Origin of the sequence: Acinetobacter sp. YH12151 (assembly GCF_013418355.1) — a bacterium.
Classification (GTDB): domain Bacteria; phylum Pseudomonadota; class Gammaproteobacteria; order Pseudomonadales; family Moraxellaceae; genus Acinetobacter; species Acinetobacter pseudolwoffii.
This window is the reverse complement of the sequence record NZ_VPCG01000014.1, coordinates 41,681-61,253: the sequence shown is the minus strand read 5'-3', so window position 1 is coordinate 61,253 and position 19,573 is coordinate 41,681. Positions and strand designations below refer to the sequence as shown.

The following is a 19,573-nucleotide window of genomic DNA, read 5'->3' as shown; positions in this document are numbered from 1 at the left end:
AAAATGATGTTTTATAACTGCGAACCAATAAAGAAATGCAGACGAATTGGGTGATTGTCATCAGACAATCCAGTCGCCACATCGATACGAATCGGTCCAATCGGTGAGGCCCAACGTATCCCCACACCCGCACCATATTCGGTCGGATTACTGAACTCTTTATTATAAGCATTTCCGGCATCTGCAAAAACCGCAGCACGCCAGCCTTCCCTAAACTGATAGTTATACTCTAAGGAAGCAACCCCTAAGGCCTGACCACCGACTTTAAAGCCTTCAATTTCCGGAGAAAGACTCTTGTAATCAAAACCACGAATGCTCTGGTCACCACCGGTGAAATATCTCAGGTTATACGGCACTTTGGCAAAATCTTCAGTGAAGATATAACCGGCATCGGCACGTCCAACAAACTGATGATCTGCATTTTCACCCAATGAATAGATAAAACGCCAGCCTGCATTTACAATCGCCATATCTGCATCAGACAATAACGCCTCACTACCCAGCTCGACTTTGTAGGTCTGCTTGAAACCCTTGGTCGGATTGACCCGACGATCGGTATCGGTACGTGAAACTTCATAACCGACCAGTAACGACTGCTGTTCATCTTCGGTATTAAAGCGAAACGCTTCCGGAATCTGGTTAAAATCAACAGAACCATTCTGCTTCAAGCGATCCAGACGGTAACGCGCTCCAAAAGTACGCTGCCAGTTACCCAGCGGGTTTTTAATAATCCGGTCTACACCCAGCACTGCCGATTCAATTTGCAGACCTTCACCTTGAGCCACGCCATCACGTTCTTCGCGCTCATAACCACCGACAATACTGACATAATCATTCAGCGGATGGTGATAAGGAATGTTATAACGACCATCGATGGACTGCCGGATACCGGACAACTCGAGGTTGGCATCAAAAGAATGTCCGCGCTTATTTACAATGGCGCGGCGGTACTGACCACGTAGACGGATATTGGTATCTGTTCCATAACCCAGACCCAGTTCAGCACTGTTTAAACGGTCTGCATTTAAAGTCACAATCACTGGAACTTTCTTCTCTTCCCGCGCTTGTGCCTTTAAACGCTCCTGCTCATTTTCTTTGGTCTGCTGCTCGACCCGCAAGCTTCTTAAATTTGGATTTTCCTGATCGCGGCTACCGGCAAACTGGTCTTCATCGACGACATTTTGAGTGACTTCTTTAGCAGATGCCACTGAGCGATCAGGCTGTGTCGCAGTCGCCTGATCTTCAGAAAGTTTCTGTTCTTCTATCAGGCTTTGAATATCCGGTGCCAGCTCCAGCTCCCTGTCAACCGGATCAGGGCGAATTGCGTCCACCAGGGTATAGTTAAAATAGCGCGAGTTGGTCAGGTTATTGGCCAGGCTATTCACTCGCCAGAAGGTATAGTCTGCACCATCTTTCCAGGTGACCAGACTTTCGAGTACATCACGATCCAGCGGAAATTCCTTTTCAGGATCACTCATTCTAAACTCGACATTGCCCAGCTTGTAACGCTCGCCTGTCTCGAAACGTAGATTTACATCGGCCGTATTTTGTGGCTGTGCAATCTTGACATCATGCAAGCGCCAGTATGAATCAAAATAACCGTTGTTATTGGCGGCAGTATTAATCCGTTGTTTGGTCTGTTCATAATTGCCGTGATTGAAAATATCGCCCTCTTCCTGCTCAGGCAAAAGACTGATGACCTGGAATTGCGGCTGTTCCGCACCCGCTCCGCTAAATTCCAGATTTTGTGTAGTGATCAGCACAGGTTCATTCGGGGTGACAAAAACCCGAACGCGACTATCAGAGATTTTTTCAAACCTGAACTGGGCATTGTAATAACCGACTGCCTGTGCCGCCTGTCGGGACAAGGTTCGCAGTTGTGGCAAAGCGGAATTAAAGTCGCCAAAAGACTCCTGGGTAAAACTGGACAGTTTGGCTTTGACATTATTTCTTAAATTCAGATAGCCTTCAGGCTCAGCTCTACGATTCAGCATACCATTGCTTTGCGCAATACCTTCGCCGTTCATAATCACCACATCCGCACTAATTCGCGGAACTCTCGCGGTCATGATCTGACGTGGCGGACGGATTTTATAAAATAGTCGTTTAAAAATATTGGGACGTTTCTCATCTTCAGCAACAAGTGGCCCCGTTACTTCTGGCAAAGTCATGCCGGCTTCATTATTTTGTACAATAATCTGGCTGTCTGCCTGAATCGATTGCATCAACTGGTCGACATTTACAGGTGCCTGATTGATTTCAAGTAACTCTTGCTGACTGATATCTGCTACGACTGTTTCAGCGGTCTGGGTATTGCGATAATTTTGTGCTTCCTGCTTGGCTTGCTCGGCCTCACGATAAATTTCATTCGCCATGTTCTGGTCAATGGACTGGATCGGCAGCTCTTCCAGATCATCGAACTGGATCGGTGTAAATACGTCCAGACCGGAGCCTGCATTTTGCTGTTGCTCCAGCATCAACATGCTGTCGACAGATGCTTCCGGCTGTATCGCTTCTTCAATTTTTTCGGTGGCTTCATTTTCAGATGTGACCAGTCCCTGTCGCATCGCTTCTTTGGACAGTTCATCTACCATTTCTGCCTGAGAAATGGCCACAGGTGTTTCAGGCTGTTCGGTTTGTGCCATGCTCTGATGGGATAACATCATAAAAAAAATGCTCATACACAGCTGTGCCCCACTCTGAAGTGGTATAAGCGACCCCATACTGCGATGAAGCATCGTTTTTTTAAATTTTTTCTTTGCAGGCATGGCAAACTCGAAACGAATACATTCTTTAATTGATTATTTGACCGAAAAATATAAGCTAAAGAGCTTAATTGATTGGTTTTTACCTTTACATGGCTGAAAGTATCTTACATGATTTTTCTCAATGTTTACGCATAACTGACATTTCTTAATAAAACTTAATGTAGCACGCTCTATATGAACAAAAATGAACATTTGTTAGCTTCTCGGCGCTTTTTACCGATGTTTCTGACGCAGTTTTTTGGTGCATTAAACGATAATGTATTTAAACAAGCGTTACTCCTGGTCATCACCTACGGCTGGATTCAGCAACAATCGGCCAGCATCAGCACCTTGAATAATCTGGCTGCTTTGCTGTTTATCCTGCCTTATTTTATTTTTTCAGCCACCGCCGGACAAATTGCCGATAAATACGAACGTTCACAGCTGATTCGCTATTTAAAGATTCTGGAAATTGTGATTATGTTGTTGGGAACGGTGGGTTTCCTGCTTGGCAATCTCTGGATTCTGTTATTTGCCTTGTTCCTGATGGGAACCCAGTCCACCTTCTTTGGCCCAATCAAATATGCCATTTTACCGGAAGTGCTAAAACCCAATGAGCTGATGTCTGGCAATGCCCTGTTTCAGTCCGGAACATCGCTGGCAATTTTATTCGGTATGATTCTGGGTGGTGCGGTCATTGCTGCATCTTCTGGTAATCTGATCTGGATCAGTTTAACAGTCGTGGTGATCGCCCTGATTGGTTATGGATCGAGTCGTTATATTCTCAAACAAAATATCCCTGCACCAGAACTGCAAATTGACTGGAATTTTTTCCGTACCAGCTTGCAAACATTAAAATATGCCCAGGGTTTGCCATTAGTCTTTACCATTTTATTGGGTAACTCATGGTACTGGTTTTACGGCGCAACCTATCTGACTCAAATCCCTCAACTGACCTTGCAAAATCTGCATGCCTCTGAAAATGTTGCCAGCCTGCTCTTAACTTTCTTTTCTGTCGGAATCGGGCTAGGTTCATATTTATGCCGCAAAATCGGTGGCAGCCAGGTCAATATCAAGATGGTGCCATTTGGCGCAATCGGTCTGGTGATCTTTGCCCTATATCTGGCCGCGAGTCTGGCCTTTGTTCCAGCACGTACCGGTGAATTAATCGGTCTGGCTGATGTGTTTCAGCAAGGCTGGAGTTATTACCATGTGATGCTGGCAGTGACCTTACTCGGGATTAGTGGCGGTTTTTATATCGTACCGCTTTATGCCATGATGCAGGCGCATTCTCCCCGCTCACATCGTGCGCGTGTGGTTGCAGCAAATAACATTCTGAATGCCGTTTTCATGGTATCTTCTGCTATATTTTCGATTATTATTTTAAGTATTTTAGAGCTTGATCTTAAAATACTTTTTTGTATTACCGCAGTGTTGAGCGGCCTGTTTACCCTATGGCTGCTTTTCCGACTCAAACCCATGATCAAAACCGCGAAAACACCCTTGGAGGATTAATTCATGCGTCAATATACAGGTGTCGACAAGCTGATTCATTCTTTTGATCAGGCATTACGCAGTCTCGTCCCGGGCACGACATCGGCACAACGTGAAAATCCAGCCCAACCGGTAGAAACACAATTGACGGTGAGCGATGCCCGTCATGTGGCAGGTTTGATGCGGGTCAATCATAGTGGTGAAGTGTGTGCACAGGCGCTCTATCATGGTCAGGCCATGACGGCGAAACTTCCGAATGTGCGTCGTGAGATGGAACAGGCGGCAGTTGAAGAACAGGATCATCTGGCCTGGTGTGAAGACCGCTTGAAAGAACTGGATAGCCATACCAGTCTGCTCAATCCGGTCTGGTACGGCCTGTCCTTTGGTATGGGCGCGCTGGCCGGAATTGCCGGTGATAAATACAGTCTGGGTTTTGTCGCAGAAACTGAACGTCAGGTGAGCATGCACTTGCAGCATCATATCAGCCAGTTGCCGCCGCAGGATGAACGTTCTCGCCGTATTCTGGAACAGATGAACGAAGATGAACTGCATCATCGGGATACAGCGTTAAACGCTGGCGGTGTAGACCTGCCTGTTCCGGTCAAAATGACCATGACGGCCATTTCCAAGTTGATGACCAAAACCAGCTATTTTATTTAAATGAAACTAGTTCAATTTTAGCCCACTCATTGGTGGGCTTTTTATTACGCTTCAAATCTTGAGCGAGATAATAAACTCAAGGCATCTGGCGATCTTATTACTTATAAGCTCTATAAAATGATAGAGATTCTCCACAGCATCCTTTTAATCTTTTTTGCTCATTTCAGAAAGTAGGTCTAACTGGATTTCCTAGATTTGCGCCAACCGTTCCCATTGATGCAGCAGCAGATGATCTAATTTTTCATGTAAATGCTGAATTTCCAGTTCAGCTTTTAAGTTGATCTGATAATCATTTTGCGAACGTAAGCGGTCTTTTGCTTCCTGTCTGTTCTGGCTCATCATAATAATAGGTGCCTGAATCGCCGCAAGACAGGAAAGGATTAAATTCAATAGAATAAATGGATAAGGGTCTGCAGGCTGAGTCACCATCACCACAGTATTTATCGTAATCCATAGACCTAGAAAAATTGCAAAACAGATCAGAAAGACCCAGCTTCCACCAAAAGTTGCAACTTTATCGGCCAGCCTTTCACCCAAGGTCCACTTTTGCTCTAATTCCGTTTCCACATTTTTGGTGATCAGTTCATGCTGATGCATGCTATGAATCACTTCGACCTCAAGATCTGTGACCTCACCCTTTTCCAAACTTAATAATGAATGTACATACTGCATGCGATAGCGGGTTAGATCTGTCTGACAAATATAATCTTGCGGCGTCCAGACTGGAATATCCTTGCCAATCTCTTCAGTAATGACTTTTCTGACCGTTCCCATCGGAGTAAGATCTTTCAGAAGAAAGTGCTTGCCGCACACCAAACATTTATGGCTCTCATTTTTTTCTTTCATGATAATTCTCTTTTTAAACCAGCTCACTCAGCTATAATTTTTATATAATTGTTTTTATTAAATAAATTTGATCCCTTGGATATCAATTATACATCAAGTCCGTCTGGTCTTTTGAATAAATGAATTTCACCTCGGTTTTATTTTGGATTGATAAAATACTTAACCAAGCGCACTATGATCTGATCATTCAAGGTAATTTTCAGATCGATTCAATCCTACTATCTATACATGACTTAAATTTACTATAATCATAATGATAATAAAAAAGGGCTTCATTGTGCGCCATTCATACCATCTTGAAAAACATTATATCGAACGTGCGGGCTGGCTTCGTGCAGCTGTACTGGGGGCAAATGACGGGATTATTTCGGTCACCAGTCTGGTGGTGGGTATCGCAGCCAGTGGAGCATCCACTGAAATTTTACTGGTGACCTGTGTTGCCGGATTGATTTCTGGCGCCGCATCAATGGCAGCTGGTGAATATATTTCAGTAAAATCCCAGCAAGATATTGAAACCAATGATCTACTCATGGAAGAGCGCGAACTGCAACGCCATCCCACCCATGAATTAAATGAGCTCAAAACGATTTATATACAACGAGGTCTGGAACCCGCTTTGGCACAACAGGTCGCTGAACAGTTGACCGACCATAATGCCTTGGATGCCCATGCCCGGGATGAAATTGGTATTTCAGCACATACCTCGGCTCAGCCCTTTCTCGCTGCATTTTCTTCGGCTATGGCATTTACGGTAGGTTCATTATTTCCTTTAATTTCAATCATGATTCTACCGGAACACTATCTGGATAAAGGCGTCATGCTGATTGGCGTTTTAAGTTTGGGGATGATGGGTACACTGGCGAGCTATGCCGGTGGAGTGAGCGTCTGGAGAGGTGCAGTTCGGGTGATGCTGTGGGGAATTATCGCCATGTTATTCAGTGCGTGGATCGGATCATTATTTAATGTGTCTGTTGCCTAAATATGGGTTTATTTTTTAGTTAAATACAGAATAGGATTGAGCGGTTCTTCTATTAACATCACTGAAAAATGTTTTTTCGAAAAACTAACGGCTCTAACAAAACTTGAGTTTATTTTAATTTACGTTCAGTTTTAATTTAGACGCTTAAACCTTAAGATCTATGTCTGAGAGGTATTGTTATGGAAACTGCGATCATTCTTGCCATCTTGGTGATCATTATCGTATTGCTGATTATTTTTTATAACAAGAAAAAGTAAAAGCGCGATGATGCATTTTTACTGCTTTGAGGATTTTTACCGAACTTAAAATAAATTCTATGGCTTCAAATCAATCACATATGAATTACCTGTCGGAAAACCATGAAATCCCCATTGGATGATATAAAGAATCACGAGGATTAAAATGACATAAGCCAAGATTTCTCATATTTTTATGTTTAAATTTTTTCTAATCTCATCTGCCCCATCTTCGCTGAATTTTTCTTTTGATCTAAATACAAAAACTAAATCATAACAAAGCCTGATCTTGCTTGATCAGGCTTTTAAACATTCGTATTGCATAAATTACATCAGCAAAAAATTAGGTGATTTGATTTAAATCAGCTGTTCAACTCTTGGGAAACAATGTAACTCATGCTCGAATACAGGGTCTTGCCAGATATCAAACATGGGAACTTTTACATCCAAAGCCAGGGGCAATTTTTTTTCATTAAACTGCATATGTCGAAGATCTGATCCCCAGGCAATCAGATCTACATCCAGGGTAATTTGATGCGATGGACGTGTCCGCCCTGATGCCTGTTCCAGCTGTTTAAGCAGCTCAATAATTTCTGCACTCGACACCGAACTTTTTAATAGACATGCCGCATTCCAGTAATCGGCGCCGATGCCATCCCGGCAAGGAATCCTATAAATGGGAGAGAGCTGGACTTCTCCCCATTCAGAAATACCTTGCTGTGCAGCTTGAAAATGTTGCTGAGGATGACAATTACTCGCTAATGCTAGAGCGAAAATCGTTTCGGTGGCGTTCAAGACGTATCCCTACAGAATTGGCTTGCGCGATAATGGCAGGCTTACGGATCGTAATATTAATCGATTCAATTGCTGTAAAGGTAGTAAAAAGTGCATTCAGCACTAACTTTGCTGCATGTTCAATCAATTCAGGCTGAGCTTCTTGAATGACCTTGGCTGAAATCTCACAAATTTCTGCATAATTCAGCGTATCTGCAAGAGCATCTGAATTTGATGCCTGTTCTAAATCGGTTTGAATGGTCAAATCCAGCATTAAAGGCTGAATAATTTGACGCTCCCAGTTAAAGCAGCCCACGACTGTTTCAACCTTTAAACCTTCAATAATAATGGCGTCCATTGGATTGCTCGAGAATATGATATTTACAACTAATCTCCCTAAATCCCTCTTTTATAAAGAGGAACTTTTATCGCTTATACTTTATCAAGCAGTGAAACACTCCTCCCTGAGCTATTTTAAAGCGCTGCTTTAAAATTTGCGCAAGGAAGGGAGGTCGGGAGGGATTAAATTAATGCTTTAACAGTAAATTCGGATCAATGTCCTGAATCATTTGCAAACGCTGATCGGCATAGATATCGGTATATGGTGCCAAAATTCGCATAAAACGGTCGAAATACAGCATTTGCTTAAACAGCAAAGCAAAGTCGCGCGGGAAGCGGATGCCGTGACGTTCACCCACAGCCACCATATCCACCATGATATCGTTCAGATCAGCCGGATTTGATGTTAACAGCTCCTGAGGGTTTGCCATCAATACGCCACTGAATAAACGCTCAAGATCCGCTGCCAGAACTTTGGTATCAATCTGCACAGCAGTCATACCCATTTTCAGCATGTTCTGTGCCATCAACTCATAATTGGTATGTTGCAATGAATCCATAAATGCCATACATGCCGTCCATACCTCAGGTTTGAGCTGGCCAACAATGCCAAAATCGATAAAACCGACACGGCCATCTTCGAGCAGCATCAGGTTGCCTGCATGCAGATCGGCATGGAAACTGTTACACATCATCAGGCTGCCAAACCAGGTGTTCATTGCGGTAATGAGTACTTGAGATGGATCTTTGGATACTTTTTTGACCACTTCAAAATCGGTCAATGGCACACCATACAAGCGTTGCATGGTCAGCACACGACGGGTCGAATACTGATGATAAACCTTAGGTGCAGTCGCTGCCTTATTATTGGTGATATTCAGATAATTGACAAAATCATCCAGATTCTGTGCTTCTTCGATAAAATCAACTTCACGTACCATCCGGGTTTTGATTTCATCAACAATATCGGCCAGCGAAGCGAATTTGACTTTGGGCACGGCTTTTTCCAGCACTTTGGTCGCCCAGTGCAGTACATTTAAATCGGTGTATAAAATGGTTTCCACACCCGGTTTTTGTACCTTAATCACGACATCTTCGCCAGACACCAGCTTGGCCGCATGCACCTGTGCAATAGACGCAGAGGCCAATGGCGTTTCATCAATCGAGGCAAAGATCTCATCCAGATTACGCCCTTCAAATTCAGAGGCCAACACTTGCTGGATATAACTGAACGGCAAGCGTGGAGTCTGATCCAGACAGCCCTGAAATTCTTCTACATATTCACGCGGAAATAGAGACGGCGTACTGGCAATAAACTGCCCCAGCTTGATATAAGTTGAACCCAGAGATTCAAAAGTCTCCCGCATGAGTTTGGCATTGCTTGGCTTTTCAGTAGCATATTTAAAGCCCGCCTTTGCCGCAACGACCGCTGTTTCTCCCATGCGGGCAACTGAACGTATTCCATCTAACCAGATATTGTTTTTCATAATGTCTTAGGAAAAATTAATTACATGCAGTGTAGCAAAAAAATATTAATTTGCAGGCTTATCTTGCCTGACAGATCGGACAATCTGTATCTTTTTCGAAAGCGAGAATCCGCTGCTTAAAACTCAATCCATCCCATAACAGCAGTTTTTGTCTGAGTGGCATCAATCCCAAACCCAGATATAACAAGGCATGATGGGCTTGCAAGCTGGCCATCACGTTAGGCGTGGTCGCCAGTACTCCGGAATCTGCACAGCGCAGACTTTCATCGGCCTGATTCTCGGGTGGGAACAGGCAGGCATAGCAGGCCGAATCCCCTTCGAGCATAAAAAGTTGCCCTTGCAGGCCAATCGCCGAGGCACTCAACAAAGGTACATTCAGTTCTACACAGCGCTGATTAACCAGATAACGTGTCGCAAACTGGTCGCAACCATCCAGCACCAAGTCCTGATGCCGAATCACACTGACTGCATTTTCAGCCGTTAAGGCCTGATTAATATATTCAACCTGTACGTTTGGATTAATTTGGCCCAGTCGTTTCGCCAGAATTTCTGCTTTGTAAAGTCCAAGATCCTGCGGTGTAAATGCAAGTTGTCGCTGTAAATTGCTCATCTCGATCGTATCTGGATCGATTAGGGTAATTTTTCCTACACCGGCACGTGCCAAAAGTTCTGCCAGTGCACAGCCAATTCCACCACAACCAACAATGCAGACATTAGAAAATTTTAACCGTTCTTGAGCGTCAATATCCCAGTCATCTAAGAGAATCTGACGGCTATACAAATGTAATTCAGCATCGGTGAGTTCGAATTCTGGGGATATGGCATCCATATTAAATGTAGACAACGTCTTTCCTTGTTTCGAAAATTTTTAACAATGATCGCAAAATTGGCTTTACTGATGTTTCTAAAGGCTAAAAATCTTTGGAAGATCAATTTCACAGTCAATTCACAGCACATCAATAAATGGTTTGGCCATCGCTGAGCCAAATAGCATATCAGCTAAACGCTCGGTATCAAGCTGCAGCCACTAGGGCTTGGCATGATTTTTTTGAATCACCTCAATTAAACAGTTCCGGCAAATGGCTCTCCAGTTTATAAAAGGCGTCAGACCTGCTGTTATTAAAATCTTTGCTATTAAATTACCCTGTACATTAAGCTGTCTTGTTTAGCGACTCTGTAGTCTCTGCCTGCATTTGCGTATAAAAATGTATGAGTTCAGTGAGACCTCAGGCATCTGTCTATAAATATGATTAATCTGAAAATACCAAGCAATCTTTTCAAGTTTTCATAAAATCGTATGGAGAACATACATGACCGAGCATAACAATACTCAACATGATAATCGTGAAAAATTATGGGAATTGATCAAGGATGTCCGTTACACCATGATCAGCCATTTAACTGACACCCATGAAATCCATTCCCAGCCAATGACCATGCTGAACTCCGAACAGATGAATGAACGTCAAAATTTATATTTCATCCTGCGTAATACCAATGATCTGGTCAAAGCAGCAGAAACAGGCCGTGGTCAAATTGGATTGTCTTTTGCAAAACCATCAGATGGTATTTATGTGTCAATCAGTGCCCATGCCCAGATTAGTACCGATCGTATTCTGATTGAACAGTTGTGGAATCCATGGGCAGAAAACTGGTTTGATGGCAAGGATGATCCGACTGTACGGGTACTGATTGCTGAAGCGGTCAGCGCTGAATACTGGAATGTGACCGACAACAAAGTCACCCAGCTCTTTAAAGCTTTAAAAGGTGGCGTTACCGGTGAAGCGGGTGAGCCACATGCGGAACACCAAAAAGTAAATTTACAAACCAATATTTGGTAATGGATACATTTAGCCTCTTAAGATTAAGAGGCTAAATTTTTGATATATTTAATCTTAAACCTTGTCGTAATTTCAATGTAATTACATCAACAATGTATTTCGCTTAATTTAATTCGTACTTTTGAAAATAAAATCTTGTAAAAATCAGTCCTATCTCTAATTTAAAATTTAACTAGAAAATGCTGTATTTTGTCAAAAAACCACAGGCTGCCATGGCAGCCTTTTAGCACTCAATCAAAAAAACTAACTGACTCGCTTCATTTCTTGAAGTTTGGCAATTTCCTGTTGTTTGAGTAAATTTCGCTGAATTTTTCCACTCGACGTTTTAGGTAAACACCCGACAAATTCAATCTCTTTTGGGTAGGCATGCTTGGATAGGCGTGAACGCACATAGCTTTGCAGCTTCAGCATGAGTTCTTCAGTGGCTGGATAGGCTGATTTAAGTACCACAAAGGCTTTTACAATTTCTGTTCGTTCTGGATCTGGTTTACCGACGACTGCAGATTCAAGCACTTCTTCACATTCCAGCAAGGTACTTTCCACATCAAAAGGCCCCACCCGATAGCCTGAGGTTGTAATGACATCGTCCGCACGTCCAATAAAATCAATACCGCCATATTCATTCAGTTTTACAGTGTCGCCGGTTAAATAATACTGCCCGACAAAAGACTTTCGATTATGACCGGCATAGCCTTTAAACCACATCAAGGGTGAAGCCGAACAGTCAATTGCCAAGATTCCAATCCCGCCTTTTTCGACTTCCTGATGTTCTGCGTTCAATACCGCAAAGCGATGCCCCGGAATCGCAAATCCAGCTGAACCCACTTTTTTATGATGCTCCAAGCCATGATGATTGGCGATCACCATACCGAGTTCAGTCTGTCCATATTGATCATAAATATTCACATTTAAATCATGATTGAACCACTGGATCACTTCAGGCGTAAGCGGTTCACCTGCACTACTGACCACACGCAAATGCGAACTGATGTCTGCATCAAATTTTTCTTTAAAGCCAAAGAACATCCGGAATGCGGTTGGCGAGCCAGTCAGGTTACTGACTTTATATTTCTCAATGATATGTACAGCATTATCGACGCTAAATCCACGTTCATCCATAATGATGCTATGACCTAAACTGAGCGGGCCCGCAATGCCATAATATAGTCCATAGGCCCAACCTGGGTCGGCCAGATTCCAGAAGGAATCTTCTTCTCGCAGATCTACGGCGTGCAGCATATAGCCTTTAAAGGCCAACAACGCTTTTAAAGGTACAGGAACCGATTTTGCCAAGCCTGTGGTGCCTGAAGTAAACATCATCAGAAAAATATCATTAAATTGGCCACTCACTGGCTCAAACTCTTCTGACTGCTGCTTTAACTCGGTCCAAAAGTCAGCATCCGGATAATGATCTGCCACTGCCTGATGTACGGTCAGAATATTTGGAATATTCAGATCATGCAGTTTCAAGCGCTGCTCTTGATCGGTGACAATCAGTTGAGTAGCGGCTGTACTCATACGATGCTCAATTGCTTTACTTTCAAAGGCAGTGAACAAAGGCTGATAGATAGCACCGATCCGCCAGGTGGCCAAAATAGTAATTAAGAGTGCAGGTGTTCTTGGCAGTAGTCCAGCTATACAATCTCCTGCTTTTAAACCCAGAGAATGCATATAATTGGCCAGCTGTCCTGAAGCAGTTGCCAATTGTTCAAATGTCCACTGCTCTGTTTGACCATTTTTGCCTTCCCAGATCAGTGCGGTTCGGTTTTGGCCAAGGTAACGTCCACAACATTCAGTATAGGCATTGATGGACTCTGCATTTCCAGCCAGATGTTCCTGAACCATATTTTCAAAATTGAAATCAACATATGCTTGTTCTAGTGTCTTCATGACGACAACCTCTATCCTGTTGTATTTTCAGGCGACCTTGCCTGAGTGTGTCCACTTATCGTTGTTGTTCCTGCTGATTCCATCAGCATAGTTTCTTCACATCTGATTCATGCCTGATGACTAAGACATGAATCATGCTGCTTTATTTATCTTCTGCGTACTGTCTGTCTTTAGCTAATCAGGGTTGCTTGATCCTGGCAATTTTCATATCCATCAACCGAAATGCCAGATTTGAACATCGACCAAAGTCTATTTTTAATCAAACTCAACATTGACAGACTTCACGCGCAATCACCAAACGTTGAATATCCGATGCACCTTCATAAATTTGGCTCACGCGCACATCACGGTAAATACGCTCTACTGGAAAATCAGAGACATAACCGTAGCCACCATGAATCTGAATCGCATCGGAACAGACCCGTTCTGCAATGGTTGATGCAAACAGTTTTGCCATTGAGGCTTCTTTTAAGCAGGCTAAACCAGCATCTTTTAAAGTTGCCGCATGCAAGGTCAGCTGACGTGCCGCTTCAATTTGTGTCGCCATATCTGCCAGCCTGAAAGCCACTGCCTGATGCTGCACAATTTCTACACCAAAGGCTTTACGTTCATTGGCATATTCCACCGCTGCATCCAGCGCAGCCCGAGCCATCCCGACTGATTGTGCTGCAATACCAATACGACCAGATTCAAGATTGGACAAGGCAATTTTGTAGCCTTCACCTTCCTGACCCAGCAGGTTTTCCACCGGAATCCGGCAGTTATCCAGAACAATCGTCGCGGTATCGGAACAATGCTGACCCATTTTCTCCTCTAGGCGTGACACGATATAACCCGGTGCATCGGTCGGTACCAGAAAACATGAAATGCCTTTTTTCCCTGCCAATTTATCTGTCACAGCAAAGACTAATGCAATCTGTGCATGTTTGCCCGTGGTAATAAACTGCTTGGTGCCATTAAGTACCCATTCATCGCCATCACGTTCGGCCCTACATTCTAAAGAACTGGCATCTGAACCGGCCTGAGGTTCTGTCAAGCAGAAACAACCCAGCCATTCACCGGTGGCCAGTTTAGTTAAATACTGCTGTTTCTGTGCTTCGGTGCCATAACGCTGGGTAATCCCACAAGGCAAAGAATTCTGCACACTAATAATAGTCGAAATTGCCCCATCTCCTGCGGCAATTTCCTCAAGTGCCAAAACCAGAGAAACATAATCCAGACCTGCACCGCCCCATTCTTCAGCAACGGTCATACCCAGTGCGCCAAGCTCACCCAGTTCTTTGAGTTCTTGTGCAGGAAATTGTGCTGTTTTATCGCGTAAGGCCGCTGTTGGTTTCAGTTTCTGCTGCGAATAATTGCGCATCATGTCCTGAATCATTTTTTGTTCATCATTTAAAATCATTGAACTTCCCTTTCTATATCTATTTTATTTACTTCAAGCTTTTTACTATTGAGATCGTTGGAACGTCAGTTAAGGCGGCATGGATGTCGCCTGCGAAACTGAGATACAGGGATGTATCTTCAGTTTCGCAAAGGATTTTTGTTTCTTTTGATCCTTCAAAAGAAAATGCATGCTTAAACAAAGTCATTTAAATTCAATGAGAAACTGGCAGCTGTGCAAATCATCATGTCCTATATAAATCGAAGACTTATTTAGGCTGCATGCGAATCGCGCCATCCAGACGAATCACTTCACCATTTAAATAGCTATTTTCAAAAATATGCCCCACCAGCTGGGCAAATTCCTGAGGTTTAGCCAAACGTGATGGGAATGGCACCATTTGTCCCAAAGCATCCTGAACATTTTGCGGCATACCTTTTAGCATCGGGGTTTCCATAATGCCCGGGGCGATGGTCATCACTCGAATGGCTTCACGTGCCAGTTCACGAGCCAAAGGTAAAGTCATCGCCACCACTGCACCTTTGGAAGCAGCATAAGCGGTCTGGCCAATTTGACCATCATAAGCGGCGACCGAAGCGGTATTTACAATCACGCCACGCTCTTCTTCACCAGATTGCAGTTCATATTTTGCAATTAACGCCGCTGCATGACGTAGCATATTAAATGTGCCATTCACGTTAATATTCAGCACTTTTTGGAACATCGCCAATTCATGAATACCGTTACGCCCCAGCACTTTGGCAGAAGGTGCAATACCTGCGCAGTTGATCAAACCATTCAGTTGAGCATACGCATTTTCGACATGTGCAAAGAACGTTTCTACGGCCTGCTCATCGGTGACATCTAGCTGTACAAATTCAGCCTGCTCACCCAGTTGTTGCTGTAATGCCTCACCCTGCTCTTGATTCATATCGACCAGAATCACTTTGGCACCGTGTGCAACCAGATGCGTGGCTGTCGCTGCACCCAAACCCGATGCTCCCCCGGTAATCACAACGACTTTTCCCTGAATTTTCATATTTCTTCCCTGATAATTTTCTATTTGAGATACGACTTAATATGCAGAGTAAACAGAGTTTTTATTCTGTACAATTTCCAAATATTGCATCTTGCCTGAGGTATTTGGACAATAAAAATGAGGATGTCACACTGAACATGCATAAGCCTGCACTGGAATATAGCAAAGGGACTATTTCGATCGACTTGGTCAAGGAAGCCTTGCTCGATGCCAAACGATTAGAATTTGATATCTCTACTATTCTGAAAAAAGCCAATATTCCAGCCGAAGTACTCAATGCACCTCAAGCGCGCGTGTCGGTAAGCCAGTTTGCCCAATTATGGACAGTGCTTGCAGACAGCATGAATGACGAATTTTTTGGCATGGACAGTCATGCCATGCGCCGTGGCAGCTTTAAATTGCTTTCAAAAATGCTTATGCAGGCAGATACACTAGAAAGGGCGCTACAACACATTTTGCAATTTCTCAACTTGATTCTGGACGATCTGCAAAGCACGCTTCTCGTTGAGGAACACTATGCCTATATCGTGATTTATGATTTAAAATCTACAAAACGCATGTTTAGTTATGCGACCTATCTGATGCTGATTCATACCTTGATCTGCTGGTTAAGTGGACAACGGATTTTGCTGAATCAGATTCAATTAAAATGTCCTGCACCACTCGATGATTTTGATTATAAAGTCCGTTTTTGTGAACAGATTGAATATCAGGCCAATGAAAACTATGTGCAGTTTGATGCAAGCTATCTGCAACTGCCGATTAAGCAGGATGCTCAATCCTGGTATCAGTTTATTCAACAAACGCCTCACAATTTATTGGTGCGTTTTAAAAATCCTTATGCACTCAGCACCCAGATTCGCAGACAGCTTCTGCAAGTTTCACCGTCAGAATGGCTAGAACTGAATGATCTTGCCTCAAAAATGAATATGTCCGAGGCGACCATGCAACGGCGTTTAAAAAGCGAAGGGGTCAGCTACCAGCAATTAAAAAATGAAATACGCCGGGATACCGCAATCGAATTATTGACGCGTACTGAGCAAAGCTTGCAAGACATCAGTGACCAGCTCAACTTCCAGGAATCCAGCGCCTTTCATCGTGCCTTTAAGAAATGGACTGGAGTCAGTCCGGGAGCTTATCGTCAAAACAATATTAGATAATTTATATAAAATAATACTTAAAAAATATTAATAAAATTTTATTGAAACTTAAGTTCATATTTTTACTGTGATTATAAATTTCAAGCCCTGCAGCATATGTTAGCAGGACTACACAGTCATCCAGAAAGCTTTGCAATTCATCTGAAAATAGCTTACTTTTCACTCAATTTATAGCACTTTGCTATTAGCTGTACTCCCAAATTTTCTCCTAAGTTGAAGGTATTTTCATGTTAAAGATGACTGATGTTCTTGAACAGAATCTTGTTCAAAACTTCGCCAATGCTTTAGTTCATTCAGCTGATCAAATCTCTGAACAGCTTAATCAAGCTATTTTAAGTGCCTCTGACTCAGCGCTTAAAGATGTTGTGGTTCAGTTCTTTAACCGTGTTGATGCAACTGAAACTGCGGCAGCCTTAGAAATTCCGGCAGATCGCATTGTCGCCCTGCAACAAGGTATTGCGCTCAAAGATGAACAATACTTGGCAGATACCGTGAAAGTTGTAGCGCTTTGTCTGGCAATGGAAACCGGTGGCTTAGATCAAGTCGAAGTCTATGACTGCCTGCAAGACTATCCGATGTAATTCTTTTAAAGAATTTAACAAAAGTGATGCTCTGGCATCACTTTTTTCTTTATAGGATAGTAATAGAATGTCATTAAAAATACTGGATATTTCAGATGTTAATCTAAGAATTTAAAAAACCAAAAAAAAAGCGACCAAATCGGTCGCTCTTTTCATAAAGAAGGATTAAAAATTAATGCGGCCACTGACCCAAAGTCACCCGATCATTACCGCCATAATCTTTTACGGTACGGACCTTTTTATAACCGGCCTGCTTAAATAGATGCTGCACGGCATCAGCCTGATCATAACCATGCTCAAGCACCACCCAGCCATTGACGGTTAAATGCTTTTTAGCCTGAATAATAATGTCTTCCAAATCAGCCAAGCCCTTTTTATCCGCAACCAGTGCACGTTGCGGCTCGGTTGCCAGATGCTGCATATGTGCATCATCCGGATCGATATACGGCGGATTTGAAGCAATCACATCAAAGAACTGACGGCCAAATGGCTTCAACCACGAACCCAGAACGAATTCTACATTCTCAATATCATGTTGTTCTGCATTATATTTGGCTACTTCAAGCGTAGGCGCATAAATATCTGATGCAACAATCACCCATTCAGGACGCTCCGATGCAAGCGATAAGGCAATTGCACCTGTGCCTGTACCCAAATCCACCACACGGGCATCTTCAGGCAAATCTAACTTTAACACGGTTTCAACCAGCACTTCAGTATCAGGACGCGGCACCAACGTATCTTTGCTGACTTTCAGATCCAAAGTCCAGAATGGTTGTGAACCCGTGACATAAGCCAAAGGTTCACCAGCAGCAATTCGTGCCAGACCATCCTTATAAGCTTGTTCCTGCTCAGGCGTCAATTCCTGATCTTTTTTCATCAAAAGATCAAATGAATCAATCTTGGTGATGTGTTCCAGCAACCAGGCATTTTCCTGACGCTCATAACTTTCAGCTTCGCCGCGTAAAGCCAGTGCTTGTAAAATATTCATTATCCACCATTCTGCTGTGCAAGCATGGCCAGCTGATCGGCCTGATATTCGCGATGCAGACTGTCCAGCAATTCGGTCAAATCACCTTCCATGACCGCATCCAGCTTGTATAAAGTCAGGTTAATACGGTGGTCGGTCATACGACCTTGAGGGTAATTATAGGTACGGATACGTTCTGAACGATCCCCTGAACCGACCAAATCACGGCGCATTTCAGAGGTTGCAGCATCTGCCGCAGCCCGTTTGGCATTTTCTAAACGAGACACCAAAAGTGCCATCGCTTTGGCTTTGTTTTTGTGCTGCGAACGTTCATCCTGACACTCCACTACCGTGCCTGTCGGTAAATGGGTAATACGTACCGCAGAATCAGTTTTGTTAATATGCTGACCACCAGCACCTGAGGCACGGTAAGTATCAATCCGCAAATCCGAGGAATTGATTTCTACCGAAGTATCGACATCGACTTCCGGTAAGATCGCAACGGTACAAGCAGACGTATGTACACGACCTTGCGATTCGGTTGCTGGCACACGTTGTACACGATGCGCACCACTCTCAAACTTCAAGCGACCATATACACCGTCACCATTGATCAGGCAAATCACTTCTTTATAACCGCCGTGTTCACCTTCATTTTCTGACAGGATTTCAATACGCCAGCCTTGATTTTCTGCATATTTACTATACATGCGATACAGATCACCCGAGAAAATCGCTGCTTCATCGCCGCCGGTTCCGGCACGAATTTCCAGATAAGCAGAGTTGGCATCATTTGGATCTTTTGGAATCATCAGAATATTCAGGTCTGATTCAAGCGCTTCAATCAAAGCTTTATTTTCTTTGATTTCCTCTTGTGCCATTTCCTTAAAGTCCGGGTCCGACAACATGGCCTGAGCTGTTTCAATATCTTCTTCAGCCTGTCTATACTTGCTCCAAACGCTGGTGATTTCTGTCAGGTCATTATGCTCACGCGACAGCTGACGAAAACGTTTATTGTCTGAAATTACTTCTATATCAGCCAATAATGCTGTCAGCTCTTCGTGGCGGTCAGAGAGTTGGTCTAATCGTAAACGTAACGATTCTTTCATTTTTTAAAAAATCTCAAAACATAGGCTGCAACTAAAAACC

The 19,573-nt window shown here is 43.3% G+C and carries 17 protein-coding genes; 6 read left to right on the top strand and 11 right to left on the bottom strand.

The genetic code is table 11. The features are described 5' to 3' along the window. Nucleotides 1-11: 11 nt before the first annotated feature. On the bottom strand, nucleotides 12-2,768 hold the full coding sequence (locus FTU82_RS07330; RefSeq protein WP_074383215.1) for an autotransporter assembly complex family protein: 2,757 nt from the start codon (nucleotides 2,766-2,768) through the stop codon (nucleotides 12-14). 174 nt (nucleotides 2,769-2,942) lie between these two features. Between FTU82_RS07330 and FTU82_RS07325 the strand changes: the two genes are divergently transcribed. Next, nucleotides 2,943-4,262, top strand: a complete 1,320-nt coding sequence (locus FTU82_RS07325; protein ID WP_180049056.1) for an MFS transporter — start codon at nucleotides 2,943-2,945, stop codon at nucleotides 4,260-4,262. 3 nt (nucleotides 4,263-4,265) lie between these two features. Beyond that, entirely contained in the window at nucleotides 4,266-4,901 is a 636-nt protein-coding gene (gene coq7, locus FTU82_RS07320) for a 2-polyprenyl-3-methyl-6-methoxy-1,4-benzoquinone monooxygenase (RefSeq protein WP_005097206.1), read from the top strand. Between the two features lie 189 nt (nucleotides 4,902-5,090). Here the strand turns inward: coq7 and FTU82_RS07315 are convergent, their stop codons facing one another. After that, a complete protein-coding gene (locus FTU82_RS07315) occupies nucleotides 5,091-5,747 on the bottom strand; it encodes a DUF1003 domain-containing protein (protein WP_180085855.1) in 657 nt (218 codons plus the stop codon). Nucleotides 5,748-6,024: 277 nt separating this feature from the next. Between FTU82_RS07315 and FTU82_RS07310 the strand changes: the two genes are divergently transcribed. Further along, nucleotides 6,025-6,726 (top strand): VIT family protein, encoded by a 702-nt coding sequence (locus FTU82_RS07310; protein WP_180085857.1) that lies wholly within the window; start codon nucleotides 6,025-6,027, stop codon nucleotides 6,724-6,726. Nucleotides 6,727-7,319: 593 nt separating this feature from the next. Here the strand turns inward: FTU82_RS07310 and FTU82_RS07305 are convergent. From FTU82_RS07305 to FTU82_RS07290, 4 genes are all read right to left on the bottom strand, one after another. After that, entirely contained in the window at nucleotides 7,320-7,757 is a 438-nt protein-coding gene (locus FTU82_RS07305; RefSeq protein ID WP_180085858.1) for a 2-amino-4-hydroxy-6-hydroxymethyldihydropteridine diphosphokinase, read from the bottom strand. After that, the gene (gene folB, locus FTU82_RS07300) at nucleotides 7,714-8,094 is read right to left on the bottom strand and encodes a dihydroneopterin aldolase (protein ID WP_074383219.1); all 381 of its coding nucleotides are present in this window, start codon (nucleotides 8,092-8,094) and stop codon (nucleotides 7,714-7,716) included. Before folB ends, FTU82_RS07305 begins: the two co-directional genes overlap by 44 nt. A gap of 169 nt (nucleotides 8,095-8,263) precedes the next feature. Beyond that, entirely contained in the window at nucleotides 8,264-9,562 is a 1,299-nt protein-coding gene (locus FTU82_RS07295; protein WP_180085860.1) for an AarF/ABC1/UbiB kinase family protein, read from the bottom strand. A 58-nt stretch (nucleotides 9,563-9,620) separates the two neighbouring features. Further along, complete coding sequence (locus FTU82_RS07290; protein ID WP_034608477.1) at nucleotides 9,621-10,391, bottom strand: HesA/MoeB/ThiF family protein; 771 nt, start codon at nucleotides 10,389-10,391, stop codon at nucleotides 9,621-9,623. A 481-nt stretch (nucleotides 10,392-10,872) separates the two neighbouring features. On the opposite strand from FTU82_RS07290, the gene FTU82_RS07285 reads away from it, so the two are divergent. Further along, a complete protein-coding gene (locus tag FTU82_RS07285) occupies nucleotides 10,873-11,403 on the top strand; it encodes a pyridoxamine 5'-phosphate oxidase family protein (RefSeq protein ID WP_005097216.1) in 531 nt (176 codons plus the stop codon). A 243-nt stretch (nucleotides 11,404-11,646) separates the two neighbouring features. Here the strand turns inward: FTU82_RS07285 and FTU82_RS07280 are convergent, their stop codons facing one another. From FTU82_RS07280 to FTU82_RS07270, 3 genes are all read right to left on the bottom strand, one after another. Beyond that, the gene (locus FTU82_RS07280) at nucleotides 11,647-13,293 is read right to left on the bottom strand and encodes an AMP-binding protein (RefSeq protein WP_180085862.1); all 1,647 of its coding nucleotides are present in this window, start codon (nucleotides 13,291-13,293) and stop codon (nucleotides 11,647-11,649) included. Nucleotides 13,294-13,558: 265 nt separating this feature from the next. Further along, nucleotides 13,559-14,695: an acyl-CoA dehydrogenase family protein gene (locus tag FTU82_RS07275; RefSeq protein ID WP_180085864.1), complete on the bottom strand. Its 1,137-nt coding sequence runs from the start codon at nucleotides 14,693-14,695 to the stop codon at nucleotides 13,559-13,561. Nucleotides 14,696-14,942: 247 nt separating this feature from the next. Then, complete coding sequence (locus FTU82_RS07270) at nucleotides 14,943-15,713, bottom strand: 3-hydroxyacyl-CoA dehydrogenase (RefSeq protein ID WP_005097220.1); 771 nt, start codon at nucleotides 15,711-15,713, stop codon at nucleotides 14,943-14,945. Nucleotides 15,714-15,850: 137 nt separating this feature from the next. Between FTU82_RS07270 and FTU82_RS07265 the strand changes: the two genes are divergently transcribed. Together FTU82_RS07265 and FTU82_RS07260 are read left to right on the top strand one after the other, a co-directional pair. Then, nucleotides 15,851-16,873 carry an AraC family transcriptional regulator gene (locus tag FTU82_RS07265; protein ID WP_180085866.1) on the top strand — a complete coding sequence of 341 codons (1,023 nt, stop codon included), beginning with the start codon at nucleotides 15,851-15,853 and terminating at the stop codon, nucleotides 16,871-16,873. A 227-nt stretch (nucleotides 16,874-17,100) separates the two neighbouring features. Beyond that, nucleotides 17,101-17,454 carry a hypothetical protein gene (locus FTU82_RS07260; RefSeq protein WP_005170516.1) on the top strand — a complete coding sequence of 118 codons (354 nt, stop codon included), beginning with the start codon at nucleotides 17,101-17,103 and terminating at the stop codon, nucleotides 17,452-17,454. A gap of 172 nt (nucleotides 17,455-17,626) precedes the next feature. Here FTU82_RS07260 and prmC read toward each other — a convergent pair whose 3' ends face one another. Together prmC and prfA are read right to left on the bottom strand one after the other, a co-directional pair. Beyond that, nucleotides 17,627-18,445 (bottom strand): peptide chain release factor N(5)-glutamine methyltransferase, encoded by an 819-nt coding sequence (gene prmC, locus FTU82_RS07255; protein WP_005097223.1) that lies wholly within the window; start codon nucleotides 18,443-18,445, stop codon nucleotides 17,627-17,629. Continuing rightward, nucleotides 18,445-19,533 carry a peptide chain release factor 1 gene (prfA, locus tag FTU82_RS07250; protein WP_005097224.1) on the bottom strand — a complete coding sequence of 363 codons (1,089 nt, stop codon included), beginning with the start codon at nucleotides 19,531-19,533 and terminating at the stop codon, nucleotides 18,445-18,447. Before prfA ends, prmC begins: the two co-directional genes overlap by 1 nt. Nucleotides 19,534-19,573 lie beyond the last annotated feature (40 nt).